This is a genomic window from Vibrio hepatarius (assembly GCF_018860525.1).
In the GTDB taxonomy this organism is placed as follows: domain Bacteria; phylum Pseudomonadota; class Gammaproteobacteria; order Enterobacterales; family Vibrionaceae; genus Vibrio; species Vibrio hepatarius_B.
Genome location: NZ_JAHKPM010000067.1, coordinates 47166 through 60814 on the forward strand (window position 1 = coordinate 47166; position 13649 = coordinate 60814).

A 13649-nucleotide genomic window follows, 5' to 3' on the forward strand; every position below is an offset into this window, starting at 1 on the left:
GCTTATCCTCGGTGTCTTAGCGACTCAATAGAGAGCTTATTGCCAAAATATGCTCTCCTTGCTGTTATTGGTTTATGATACGACCACTTGAAGTGTGGTGTCATTATCCTTGGCATAATTTTCAATATCTTTGGGTGCTTTTCTATCGGTAATAACAAGGTCTACATCGGCTATAGTACCTAATTTTACCATGGCGTTGCGGCCAAATTTGCTATGGTCAACCCCGAGAAAAACAGAACGGCTATTTTCGATGATAGCACGTTTAACCCGAACTTCATGGTAATCAAAATCAAGTAGGGAACCATCATAATCAATGCCAGAAATACCTAAAATACCAAAGTCCAGTCTAAATTGTGATACAAAATCAAGCGTCGCTTCACCCGTTACACCGCCATCTTTACCTCGCACTTCACCCCCAGCCAAAATGACTTTAAAATCGGGCTTGGACATTAAAATTGTTGCTACATTAATATTATTGGTCACGACACGTAAATGATGATGGTTGCTAAGTAGAGCACGAGCAATGGCTTCTGGTGTTGTCCCAATATCAATGAATAACGTTGCCCCATCTGGGATGTGTTTTACTAGCTCAAGTGCAATTTTTTCTTTCTCTTTGTGATATGCGACTTGGCGAGTTTGATAGGATGAGTTTTCTGCACTTGATGTGATGGTTGCGCCACCATGGTTTCTACGGATCTTATTTTCATCGGCTAATTCATTGAGATCTCGGCGGATAGTTTGGGGGCTGACGTTGAAACGTTCTACCAACTCATCGGTGCTAACAAAACCTTGTGTCTGAACAAGTTCGATGATTTCTTGATGACGCTTAATGGCTTTCACTAACAATGTCCTTATGTGAGGGAATGGCGCAAGTTTACGTCTTACGTCAGCTAAAGCAACGTTTTATATGGGGCAATGACCAAATAATATAAGCCGCATGTCAATATTTATATCGTCAGATGAGTATATTAGATAGTGGAATGTTGACTTTCTACCTGCGGCTTTTCTATCAATTAATCAAAGTTTGCGACAGGCACAATATGCAGTAGGAATCCTATACTACACTTTTGAATACAATAACTAATATACGATGCTGATATTGCATCAATTAACTAGCGTCAGGTAATACTATGAATCAAATCACTACGAATACTCGGCCAAATAAAGTGTCGGTTGTTGCAAGGCAGCCAATTATTGATATTAACAAAGAGTTGTTTGCCTTTGAGTTATTGTATCGAGAAGGTGACACAAACTCGTTTAATACGCCTTACGAGCAGAGGGCTACGATGCGTTTATTATCGGAGCAGTTTCTCACTTTTCAAAAGCGAAACCTCAATGACAAAAAGGGTTTTGTTAATTTTGAATATATTGATTTGATAGAAGGCGTACCCTGTGATTTTTCTCCCGATGACATTGTCGTTGAAGTGCTAGAGACGTGTTCACCAACTCAAGAGTTATTTGACGCTATTGTTGACTTAAAACAAAAAAACTATCTTGTTGCATTAGATGATTTCGTACCCACTCCCGCGTGGAATCGATTTTACCCGCTCGTTGATTTTATCAAACTTGATGTAAGGGAGTTATCATTTAAAGATTGCGCAGGCATTATTCGTGATTTTAAAAATACAGATATCCAATTTATCGCTGAAAAAGTTGAGAATCACCAAGAGTTTATCCAAGCACAGAAATGTGGTTTTCACTTATTTCAAGGATATTTTTATCAAAAACCTGAAGTGATAAAAACACAGAAGTTAACAGCATCTGCTATGGATATATTTAAGCTTTCAGCGCTGGTGGCCAAAAAAGATATTGATCTTCTAAAAGTGAATAAAATTGTTGAACGTAATCCTGTACTTTCTGTGCAATTACTAAACTTTGTTAATAGTGACTCTAGAGTGAGTTCTAGAATCGAAAGTACAATGCAGGCACTTTCGTACCTTGGTGGAGATAGGGTGAGAAAATATGTGACCTATTCAATGGCCTCAGCACTTTCTCCAAGCAAACCATCTATTCTAGTTAGAAATTTACTGACACGAGCCAAACTTATGGAGTGTCTTTCTCAGTATGTGAACGATCCCTCTGTATCTGAATCTGCCTATTTGTGTGGGATGTTGTCTTTGATTGAGGGTTTGTTGGATATGGCCTTAAAAGATGTGCTTGCATCTCTAACACTCTCAGATTCTATTGTTTCAGCTTTAGTTAATAATGAAGGAGCTTTAGGAGATTTACTGGGCATAGCAGAAGCGATTGAGAGGTCGGACTGGAAAACCCTTGAACATTTACAATCTAGAACATCAATAGACGATAAAACGATAATGACATGTTTAGACAAGGCAAATAATTGGATAAATGACTTTGCAGCGTAAATGACCAAAACAATATATATTATAAAAGGCTCACTGAATAATTAGTTGAGCCTTTTGTTATTGCGGTATATGACAAGTTATGCCACTTTGAAACGATTGACCAAGTCTTGCAAGCTACCTGATACTTCAGCTAACCCAAGTGCGGCGCAATCAATCTCCTCAGATGCATTTCTAAGCTCACCCGATGAATCTTTTACATTTGAAATGTTTCTATTGATTTCATCACAACTCACTTTTTGTTCTTCAGTAGCCGCTGCCACAGTCGCATTTATGGTTGCTAGTTCATCGATTTTTGTACTTAAATTACGTAGGTTAATGCTTACGTCATTAACAAGGTTTATACCTTCTTGAGCCGAAAGATTACTTCTCTCCATCGAGTTAACTGTTGAGCGTGTTACTTCGGACAAGCGAGAAATATTACTTTGTATATCGACTGTACTGTTTTGTGTTTTGGTTGCCAACTGCCTAACTTCATCGGCTACGACAGCAAAACCTCGTCCACTTTCTCCCGCTCTTGCGGCTTCAATAGCTGCATTCAAAGCGAGCAAGTTAGTCTGTTCAGCAATACCCGTTATTACCTTCAAAATGCTGTTAATTCTTTCCACTTCATTTTGCAGCTCTGAAAGGGTTTCTGCAGAAGATTGTACCTCATGACCAGTTTTTTCTACAAACTGTGCAGCTTGCTGAGCCTGTTCTGAATTAAGTAATGCGCTTTCTCGGCACTGATGTGTATAGTCAGAAGCAGTCGCACTGCTTTGAGATACTTCGAGCAATGCTTCGTTAAATTGCATCATAGACTCTGTTACATTGCTCGCTTGTAGTGTTTGATCCTCCGCCGCTTTGTAAGAGTTGTCTGTAATTTTGCTCAGCTGTTTACTTGAGTGTGTAATTACATCGGTACTGGCTTTTACTGAATCAATGATCACTTTTATGTGCTCGATAAAGGTGTTTACACTTTGTGTGACCGAGTCAAATTCAGGAATATTTGACATTTTAAGGCGAGTATTTAAATTCGCATCTCCGGAATTCAGTTCGTTAAACTGATGTTTGAGAACGTAAAGTGGCTTAAGTAAATAACTGACTAAAGCGATAGATATTCCCCAAAAAACAATGATCATCATCACTGTTGTTGCAGCACCTGCTGAAATAATGTAATTACCAAGTTGCTCTTTGGGTGCGAAAGCTTCTTTTTCGTCGACTTCAGACATGATAGCCCATGTGTGGTTGGGTACTTTTACAGGGCCATAGGCTGATAATACAGGAACGCCGCGATAATCCTCAAATATATCAAAGCTGCTGATACCTCTCAGTGCTTCTGTTACGCCTGGAGTACTTACCGGTTGTAAAGAAATGCTGGTGTTTTTTAACTCGATATTCTTAGCCGCAGAAATCCCTTTTTTTCGAATAGTATCAAGGTAGGCACTTTTGTCTTCTATTAGGAATCGGCTTTCATTGCGTAATGTACCGTCAGATCCGACTAGATATATTTCACCTGTGTTACCAAACCCTCGGTCTTTCCATTGACCTTCTTGTGTCATAATTTTATTGAGCTCATCGATTGGCATCTGGAATATGAGTACGCCAACTAGATTTCCTTTGTCAAAAATTGGGGTCGACATAAAACTGGCGGGGGCGTTATATGAGGGAAGGTAAGGTGCAAAATCAGTTAGGAATACTTCTCCCTTTTTGAGAGATAAGGCCTGTTTAAAAGCTTGTCCTATCCCTGAATCTTTATATGGGCCACTTTTTAAGCTTGTTGCAAAGTCGAGTTCTTTAAAGACACTATAAACAATATGGCCACTTTTAGGGTTTACGATAAATATGTCATAGTAACCAAATGTTTGTAGAAACTGACGAAAAGTATCATGGTAATGCTCATGTTCTCGAGCATATCTTGATGAGTTTTCCAGAACAGTAAGCTTATCTTTGTTACCGAGTGGATTTGGATTGTCGGCAATAAAGTCAAATTGCATGTTATAGGTCAAATCTGATAAACCTGAAAACATGTCAGGAACGTTTACAGTATCTTGATTGAGCTGGCTATATTGAATGGCAAACTCTTTTGTATAATATTCATTAACAGTCGTTCTGAGCTTTGAGTTGTTGATCTTTCGAATGGGTTCATATGTTGAGAAGGCTTGGTTGAAATCAACAGCGGCTTCTTTCGTTGCGACATTGTTAGCCATGGAAGTGATTTGTCCCTCAATATCTGAGAAATAGTTTTCTACTTCGGCTCGGACAAGTTCTTTTGTGGCCGTCAATTTTTCTCGAGACTGCTGGAGCAATACTGAGCGCATTTCTTCCATCGATAAATAAGTACTGATGGATGTACTGGTTCCAAGAGAAAGAGCGATTGCACCTAATATAGCAAGTATGAACCTGAGTCGTAATGACATCATGAATCTCCATTTTTCTTATCAAAAAAGTGTTTTCTCAGAGCGCAAGAAAACTATAGGACTCAAGATGTATATTAGGTGTTTGACATTGAAACTTTCGTTTGGAAATGAGACTTGGATGAGGTTTTATCGTGTGTATTTTAGAGGGATAAGATTTCGCGATAACCTTGGTTTACCCCTTTTATTGGGGTATTTGTGCTCAAAAATTTTTCTGCCATCAACATATGCGTCCTTATTCATACTATAATAATAAGCACGGATACCTATTCGAGGAGGTTTGACTTTGGAAGTTGCAGAACAAAAACACTTAAATAGTCAACAGGACTTAAGTACTGAAAATGCGGATAGCGCAGGAGCCGCATCCACTGAAAAACATCAAGATTTCAGTAGTTCCTCGCCAGAAGCGGCAAGTTCAATTTGTCTCGGAGAAGATGCTTTCGATAAAGTGATGCCACTTTGTGATGTTGCCTGCATTGTTTCAACACCAACTGGGAAAGTACTTAAGTGCCGAACTAAATATATAGGTTTGCATTCTAAAAGTATTCTTTTACTTGAAATGCCACTGGTCTCGCCTCAGGAAAAATCAGTTTTTATGAGACAAGGGTATCCCCTTAAAGCTTGTGTTATTTCTTCTAAAGGGGAAGGGGCTCGAGTCTATTTTAAGACTAAGATCGAATATGTATTAAGTGGTGGCGATACTGATTTGCTGCTCGTTACTTTACCTTCTGCGACACAGGTTGTTGTTGGCTTGCGTGAAAGTGCCCGTTTAGAAATCGATCTTGATGGTGTTCTTGAGCCCTCAGACAAAAAGTACCCATGCCAAATTAGAGATATCTCCCACCAAGGATGCTTAATCGTTGTTGAAAGGGATAATGTTAGTTACCGAGTTGGTTCTTTGATAAGCCTCAATATCTGCAGTTCAAATAAAGATGTCCCCATTATTGATGGCACTCTTCAGGCTATAGTGAAAAACATCGCGCAAATGGGGCGTTATTATAAGTATGGTGTCAAGTTTGAAGAAGAAAGCCTAGAAAGTGTAGATTCTCTTATTGAGGGGTTAAACTTTTGTGCTTTGCAACAGAGGTTTACGCTGTGAATTAGTAATTGTCAGCTATTCTCTAACATTAAGCTTTTCGACACCGCCTCGATAATATCTTAAACTGCACGACTATCTGCATCGGTCTTTATAATATCAAGTGTCTTTGTAGGGGACATTTATCGATAGGATAAAAAATGTGAGAAAGTCGGTTAAACATCTGCATCCGTCGTTAACCATTAATAGAGCACCTTCGGACTTTTTTATGAATTTCGAAGCTTTTCTATCTAATACGGAAACACGAATACATAGCCACCCTTGGGGGCAGGTTCAGTTAATTAGTGGTGGTATTCTTGAAATGGAAGCTCAAGGGACTCGATTTCTTGCTCCTCCCCATCTCGCGATTTGGGTCCCAGCTGGAGTTTTGCATACCAGTTATAATCGAAAGCCTTTATCATACTGCTCGTTAAATATTGCTGAGCGACTAACAACAAATTTTCCAAGTGTTACTAGTTTGATAAAAATCACGCCAATTGTGTCTTCGATAATCGATGACTTTCGTAATAGAGCGATTAATATAGCTAAAAGTGATCAAGACAAGAGGTTAATGCAAGTATTACTTGATCAGCTGGCAACTCAAGATACTCAACATCATTTTTTACCCTCTTCCGACAATAAATATTTAGTCAGAATATTAGCTGAGGTAGAGGAGAACCCGCTTGATAACACCAGTCTTGCGCAATGGGCAGAAAAAGTGCATACCACTGAGCGGACTTTGGCTAGGCACTGTCAGTCTGAGCTCGGAATGAGTTTTACCGAGTGGAGGCTAAGAGTTCGTTATCTCTACTCGATGGAACTGCTAAGAAGTGGCCACTCGGTTAAAGAAGTGGCACTCACTCTCGGTTATAACCAAGCCAGCCCTTTTATCGCTATGTTTAAAAAGTACGCTTTACAAACTCCCGAACAATACAAAAATAAACTTCGCTAATAAAAATAGCCTTTGCAGAGGTGATTATATTTTAGTCAGCACATAGTCTAAGCCCCCCTTGATGGCAGCGACTTGAGCTTGATTGCATTGCTCTGCTGTTACTTTTGAACTATCAGGGTAAACTTCAGTCGTCGTACTATAGGTACAGTTTGCTACGCCGCCACATAGTCCAAGTTTCACCATAGGATAGTTAATTACCCCTTCTTGGGTGACTTGTGAACCAATAATTTTCCCGTCTTTATCTGCTGGAGCAATATGAGTTACAAGGCTGACTGATTGGATAACCGCAGCTTGAAAATTGGATTGAGGGTTTTCACTATTACCGACGGTGTAAAAACCATCTGGAATTGTTCCTGGTGTAAAGTCTGCACCATCTCGAGCTGCTAGAGCGGGCCTAAATTCAGTTTCATCAGTATCGGTGGTTTCATGTAAGTCGAAATGAACCAGAATAGCCTGTCCTATTGTATTTACTAGCTTGATAAGGTTCGCTGATTCTTCGGCAGGACTGTCAGTGAAGAAAGAACGGTTTGGATCTATCGCCAATGGATTCCATCGATTTATTGTCTCGTAACCCCAAGGGCTAATGCAGGGGGCGACTATGATATTGAAATATCTGCTGTAGTTTTCCATCTGGGTGTCAACAAATTGAAGTGCACCATGAACACCGCTAGTTTCATAGCCATGAACTCCACCTGTAATTAACACAACAGGCTTGTTGCTTTCCCAGCTATTACTCTTTATACAAAACAAAGGATAGCGCTCTGAGTCATAAGATAACGCGCCATACTGTTCGACTTTAAATCGGTCTGCGAGTGCGTGGATTTTGGTGACCACTTCTTGTTGGTAGTTACGTTTCACGGAGGTTTGATTTCGCCACAATTGATACTCAGCGTCTTGCCACTTTTTACCAGTAATCCCGATTGGATAAAATTCCTTAGCCTGCATTACATATCCTGTTGTTTTTGAGCATTAGTAATGCAGCATAAAATGCTCTTCTAACAGAAGCAATTCATATAATCTCCATCGATATTATTGAGCTTATAGTATTTATATCAGTAATTGAGTTTAAGTATGAGAATCTAGGTGGTACATTTAACAGCATATCAGTATGTTTAAAGAGGCCCCTTATGGCTGGTGCGAGCTTATTAACGTTATTGGATGATATTGCTACAGTATTAGATGATGTTGCTTTGATGTCGAAAGTTGCCGCAAAGAAGACTGCTGGAGTGCTCGGTGACGATTTAGCATTAAATGCTCAGCAGGTATCTGGCGTTGCGGCGGAACGAGAAATCCCTATTGTACTAAGTGTTGCCAAGGGATCTTTTCGCAATAAATTAATTTTAGTACCAACAGCGCTCCTCATTAGCTCTATTGCTCCTTGGTTAATTATGCCTTTGCTCTTGATTGGTGGTTTATTTCTTTGTTTTGAAGGTGCAGAAAAAATAGCGGAAAGCCTATTCCATACTGATCACGTTGAAGAAGACGAGGTTCCGACCGGGTCGATTGAAGAATATGAGACACGCAAGATTGCAGGGGCGGTACGTACTGACTTTATTTTATCGGCTGAAATCATTGTCATTGCTTTGGGTACTGTGCAGGGGCATTCAATGATGACACAAGTCATGGTCGTCAGTTTTATTGCGATACTAATGACCATTGGTGTTTATGGCTTGGTAGCAGGTATTGTTAAACTTGATGATCTGGGGTTTTATTTAAATCGCATTTCCCAGGGTAAGGGAATAAGAGCTTGCCTTGGTCAAATCCTTATCGCCTTTGCCCCAAAGTTAATGAAATTCCTTGCAGTTGTGGGGACAGCAGCCATGTTCTTAGTTGGCGGTGGCATTGTTGTACATAATGTTCCTGCGATACATCACTGGATAGAGCCGGTGCTATTGAATCTGCCCAATGTACCTTTAGCAGATATTCTGATGCCATCAATTCTGAATGGTTTGATAGGCGTGCTGGCAGGGGCTATGGTACTACTTGTGTGGACAGGTATAGAGAAAGTTCGCCACAGACATTAAGGTCGTCTAATAGATCATACTGCTTCACTATCTGTGTGATGTTCCAAGCTGGTCATAGGTCTGTGATGTCTATGAGTGATTCGACTAACACCTGACTAGGTTGTGCGCCAGAAAGTAGATGTTTTTTGTCTATTATCATTGCTGGTACAGCATTAATGCCAGCTTCAATCCACTGGTGCTCGGTGGAAGAAACAGCTTCAGCCCAACTCTCATCTTCTAAGATGCGTTCACAAAGTTTTCTTTCTAGTTCAAGGGAATCGGCGATTTTAAGCAATACCTGTGGGTTGCTGATATCTTTGTTGTGGGTAAAATACGCTTGAAACAAAGCCATTTCTAACTCAAATTGTAGATTTTTCGATTGTGCCCAAAGCAATAACTGATGAGCCTTACGGGTGTTATAAATCCTCATGTCGTCTGTAAAGTTGAACTTGAACCCTAAATCGTGACCTAGCTCGGTAATGGTTTGTCTAGCCGCTAAGCTGGCATCAAACGGGGTACCATATTTCTCGGCAATATGCTCTCTAAGGTTCTGTCCTTCTTGCTTCATCATTGGGTTAAGTTCGAAAGGATGCCAGTAGATTTCAGCTTTGAGGCTATCAGACAATGTCAAAAGGGCGCTCTCAAGGTTTTTAAAGCCTATGATGCACCAAGGGCATACAATATCTGATACGAAATCGATACGGACACTTTTAATCATTTTTGACGGTTAGCCCCCTGTTTGATTCTATTAAGAAAAAAAAGGTTTGAGAGGTCTGTTATTAAGAAGCGGCTAAAGCCCTTTTAATTAAGGGAGGGCTTTAGCACAATTAAAGCTTGAATTTATTGAGTATCGCATCTTGCTCTCTAATATTTTCGGTCTGAGCTTTCATAGCAACATTGGCATTTTCTGCTGCTTCAGCGACTTGCTCCGATAGATCTTTTATTTTAACTGTATTGTTATTGATTTCCTCGGCGACTAAATTTTGTTCTTCAGCCGCCGATGCAATTTGCATATTCATATCACTGATGCTCTGAATGGCACCACGAATACTGTTCAGTGCATTATTGGCTTCTTCTGCGCGTAATACTGCGCTATCGGCCGTTTCTTTACTCATGTTCATTGCATTGGCTACTGATGTGGCACCAGATTGCAGCTGTTCGATCATACTACGAATTTCTGTTGTTGACTCTTGGGTTCTCTGAGCCAAGGTTCTTACTTCATCAGCGACCACGGCGAAGCCTCGTCCAGACTCACCCGCCCGTGCGGCCTCAATAGCGGCGTTAAGTGCTAGCAAGTTGGTTTGATCGGCAATGTCATTAATAACCTTAAGGATGGTTTCTATGTTATCTGTTGCTGACTCTAGATTTTTGACTTCTTCTACTGCCTCATCAATCCGTTGGGAAAGTTCACTGATTGATGCAGAGGTATCACTGACTACTTGTGTGCCAACTTGGGTTGCGTCATCGGCGTCTTTTGCTGCTGCTGCTGCTCCTTGGGCGTTATCAGCTACGTTTCCTGATGTTGTTGTCATTTCATGCATAGCAGTTGCGAGTTGTTCAAGCTCTTGAAGCTGATCCTGCATCGCACTAGCTGACCCCTGTAGGCCCGATGAGGTCATTTCTGATCCTCTAAGGATTTCCTCACCAATTGATTTCGATTGAGTCAGGAGCTGTTGTAGAGTTCCAACAAATGAATTAAAGCCCTCCGCTAACTGGGAAAACTCTTGGTCTGTGGCCGTGTCTAAACGTTGAGTTAAGTCACCATCACCAGAAGCTACATCTTGGATCGCGTTTTTAAGCGTGCCTAAAGGACGCATAAGCGCTGTGATTACCACAAGCAAAATAGCCACGCTGATCACCAAAGCTATTGCCGTGTATATTATGGAGCTATTACGTAAGTCTGAGAGTGATTGGTAGGCGATTTCTTCATCCAAAATGACACCAATATACCAGTTTTCTCCAGGTACTTTTGAATAGTCGAGAGTATATTTTTTACCTTCAATCTCTATTTGTTGAGGATCTTCTTTAATAGTCACTTCACCGAGGAAGTCTTTCATCGGTTTGCCATTCATTTCGGTATTCGGGTGAGCGATAGTTGTTCCATCACCTGATACAATAAATACATAACCGGCATCAAAAAGTTGAACCTTATTCACCAGCTCTGCTAATCCTGCCAAGCTCACATCGTAAAAAATAGCGCCGACAAAGCTACCATTGTCATAAACTGGAGTTGCGATAGAAACCAAAATCTCACCGCTTGCTGAATCTGCATATGGGGCAGTGATAATTAGCTTTCCAGATTTTTTTGCATCTATGTACCAAGGTCGGGCACGTGGATCCCAAGTCGGGCCTGGGCTCCAACCAGGGTCATTATTAATATTGGAGCCATCCTTTTCAAATCCTAACCCAGCTAAAAGAAAGGTTTCTTTTACAATGGGGCGAGTAATGACCATTTCTATTGAACTCGGAGAAAGATTAGCTTCCAACATACTGGTCGCATAATTAGCAATAGTCTTTCGGCTATTAATCTCTGCTTCAGTTGTGTCCCTCACGCCGTCAACAATTTCAGCAACACTAGAGGTTACGAGTGATTTGACTTCGGCTTGGACTGTGTAGTACTGCTGGAGTGTCAGTAATGATACCGTGGCTAGAAATAGAAGAGATGATGCCGCCACTATTTTATGGCTGAATTTCATTGTCGACTTCCCATGTCATTAAAGCTTATTTCTTCTATTATAGTGCTATAGTGAGCAAATGCTTATTATCAGTATGTGGCAAATGCTATTTTTTCTTTAAATAGAGAAGGGTGGCCTGAATTATTTTGTTGTGTCTGCTTATTATAGTTGTTTATAGGTGACGTCATAACCATTTATATTGGCTTAATATTCAGATGCTTACATGACATTTGAACGTAAATCGCACTACAAAGCTACGAATTTGTATGAGTCGTATACCCAAGAATGCTTTGTTCTAATTGAGTATAAACAATGTCATTGTTTTCGAATAAATCGGCGATAACCTTGGACCTTTTTACACCTGATTGCATTCGTTTGGTCGCTTCTCTTACCTTGAGTGCTAGGTGCTGTTCTGCCAATAGATTACTGCCGTTTATTGATGGTGACCACTGTTTAAGGTAGGCAGTCAGTCTATTTTCTCTTAATTCAGGCTCTAAGGTTACAAGGTCATCTAATAGTACAGCGAGGAGCTTTTGGTGCGACTCATGAGATTGCCGACTATTTAAAAGTCTAGTAAGGATTGCTGAGGTTAATTCGTTGAGTTGTACGTAGCCCCCTTTTTGGGGTAGCAATGCTTTAACTCGAGAGGATACTTCAACTTTTTGAACTTGAGTTCTTGGGAAAAAAGTAAGGGCACATAATGAATCAAATGGGATCCAGACGGTTTGACCCTTTTCAATGACATATTCAACTTTACCGAACTTTAGTAAAGCCATTCCTTGGACTACTTTTAGCAATATATGTTTAAAGCTTTTTCTTCTAGGTTGCACTACTAGATATGGAAAATCATCATTATGATTCGAAATTGTGTAATGCATAGTTTGATTTGGACTCTTTATGGTGCAAGAAAAGTTAAGGGTAACGTTTCTAATGATAAAAACCAACTTAACAATGAGTTTTAACCCATACAGCAAAGTTGCGCTGGTCGGACCTTAGATATTATCACGAACTATAGCTGCTAATCCCCCTATCTCAGCGTAGAATAGGCATGTTTCCTACGAGAATAAGTACTACATGACTGCTAATAAAGACCCGTATTTTGACATTCGTCCATACAATGACGATGAAATCCCAGCTGCGATCAATCGCTTGATTGCTGATGAAGAGTTTATCAGTGCAATTCTTCAGCATAGATTTGCTCGCCACGCAGGTTGGTTTAAGACTCTGATGTCGCCACTGGTAAAAATCTATCTTAAAATGAAGTGGTCTAAGCTCAATTCTGTCGATAATATTCAGATGGAAGTGAAGAAGTATCTTGAGCGAACACTTAATACAACAACGTCTGGAGTGACTTACTCTGGTCTGGATAAGTTGGACAAACAGCTGTCATATCTCTTTATTTCTAATCATCGAGACATTGCGATGGATCCAGCATTGGTTAACTATGGTTTGAGCAAAAGTGAACACAAAACAGTTCGTATTGCTATTGGTGATAACCTGCTGAAAAAGCCATGCGCTACCGAGTTGATGAGGCTGAATAAAAGTTTCATTGTTAAGCGCTCTGTTAAGGGACCGCGGGAAATGATGAAAGCATTAGGTACCTTATCCAGTTATATAAAACACTCATTAGACTCAGGAAACTCGATCTGGATTGCGCAGAAAGAAGGGCGAGCTAAAGATGGAAATGACTTTACTGACCCGGTTATTCTGAAAATGTTTCATGTTGAGGGTCGTAAGCAAAAAATTGAATTCTCCGAATATATACAGTCTCTTAGAATAGTTCCCGTCTCTATTTCATATGAAAATGACCCTTGCGATATCGCTAAAGCATTAGAGTTGCATGAACTTGAGACTCGTGGCAGCTATGAAAAAAGTGAGTTTGAAGATATCGACAGTATTATTCAAGGTATTGTTGGTGAAAAAGGGCGCGTACATGTGGCATTTGGTGATGTGATTAATAGTAGTTTTGACTCTCCAGAAGCTCTGGCTGAAGAAGTTGACCGCCAAATCCATGCTAACTATAAGCTATATCCAATCAATGAATTAGCAGCAGGTAATGAACAAGTTGAACAGAGTGTTAAAGATGTACTCGCTAGCAAAGTTAGTCAATTACCAAACGGAGCGCGAACTCATTTGCTAGCAAGTTATGCTAACCCATTTAAAAATAAGGGCGTTTGAATTAGCG

The 13649-nt window shown here is 40.2% G+C and carries 11 protein-coding genes; 5 read left to right on the forward strand and 6 right to left on the reverse strand.

The window, feature by feature from the left end; genetic code table 11:
- Positions 1-72 precede the first annotated feature (72 nt).
- Positions 73-840, reverse strand: a complete 768-nt coding sequence (locus KO511_RS20410; RefSeq protein ID WP_215989230.1) for a DeoR/GlpR family transcriptional regulator — start codon at positions 838-840, stop codon at positions 73-75.
- Positions 841-1130: 290 nt separating this feature from the next.
- Between KO511_RS20410 and KO511_RS20415 the strand changes: the two genes are divergently transcribed.
- Positions 1131-2366, forward strand: coding sequence for an EAL and HDOD domain-containing protein (locus KO511_RS20415; protein ID WP_215989231.1), 1236 nt, complete (start codon positions 1131-1133; stop codon positions 2364-2366).
- A 77-nt stretch (positions 2367-2443) separates the two neighbouring features.
- Here the strand turns inward: KO511_RS20415 and KO511_RS20420 are convergent, their stop codons facing one another.
- The gene (locus KO511_RS20420; RefSeq protein WP_215989232.1) at positions 2444-4765 is read right to left on the reverse strand and encodes a methyl-accepting chemotaxis protein; all 2322 of its coding nucleotides are present in this window, start codon (positions 4763-4765) and stop codon (positions 2444-2446) included.
- A gap of 280 nt (positions 4766-5045) precedes the next feature.
- Between KO511_RS20420 and KO511_RS20425 the strand changes: the two genes are divergently transcribed.
- Positions 5046-5858, forward strand: a complete 813-nt coding sequence (locus KO511_RS20425) for a PilZ domain-containing protein (RefSeq protein WP_252724480.1) — start codon at positions 5046-5048, stop codon at positions 5856-5858.
- Positions 5859-5997: 139 nt separating this feature from the next.
- Positions 5998-6786, forward strand: a complete 789-nt coding sequence (locus KO511_RS20430; RefSeq protein ID WP_215989233.1) for an AraC family transcriptional regulator — start codon at positions 5998-6000, stop codon at positions 6784-6786.
- 24 nt (positions 6787-6810) lie between these two features.
- Here KO511_RS20430 and KO511_RS20435 read toward each other — a convergent pair whose 3' ends face one another.
- Positions 6811-7731, reverse strand: a complete 921-nt coding sequence (locus KO511_RS20435; RefSeq protein ID WP_215989234.1) for a M14 family metallopeptidase — start codon at positions 7729-7731, stop codon at positions 6811-6813.
- Positions 7732-7913: 182 nt separating this feature from the next.
- On the opposite strand from KO511_RS20435, the gene KO511_RS20440 reads away from it, so the two are divergent.
- Entirely contained in the window at positions 7914-8810 is an 897-nt protein-coding gene (locus KO511_RS20440; RefSeq protein WP_215989235.1) for a DUF808 domain-containing protein, read from the forward strand.
- Between the two features lie 52 nt (positions 8811-8862).
- Here KO511_RS20440 and KO511_RS20445 read toward each other — a convergent pair whose 3' ends face one another.
- The 3 genes from KO511_RS20445 to KO511_RS20455 all read right to left on the reverse strand — a co-directional run bounded on the left by KO511_RS20445 (position 8863) and on the right by KO511_RS20455 (position 12240).
- Positions 8863-9504, reverse strand: coding sequence for a DsbA family oxidoreductase (locus KO511_RS20445; protein ID WP_215989274.1), 642 nt, complete (start codon positions 9502-9504; stop codon positions 8863-8865).
- A 112-nt stretch (positions 9505-9616) separates the two neighbouring features.
- Positions 9617-11485 (reverse strand): methyl-accepting chemotaxis protein, encoded by a 1869-nt coding sequence (locus KO511_RS20450; RefSeq protein ID WP_215989236.1) that lies wholly within the window; start codon positions 11483-11485, stop codon positions 9617-9619.
- 233 nt (positions 11486-11718) lie between these two features.
- A complete protein-coding gene (locus KO511_RS20455; protein WP_252724485.1) occupies positions 11719-12240 on the reverse strand; it encodes an AraC family transcriptional regulator in 522 nt (173 codons plus the stop codon).
- 298 nt (positions 12241-12538) lie between these two features.
- On the opposite strand from KO511_RS20455, the gene KO511_RS20460 reads away from it, so the two are divergent.
- Positions 12539-13642 (forward strand): 1-acyl-sn-glycerol-3-phosphate acyltransferase, encoded by a 1104-nt coding sequence (locus KO511_RS20460; RefSeq protein ID WP_215989237.1) that lies wholly within the window; start codon positions 12539-12541, stop codon positions 13640-13642.
- The last annotated feature ends 7 nt before the right edge of the window (positions 13643-13649 follow it).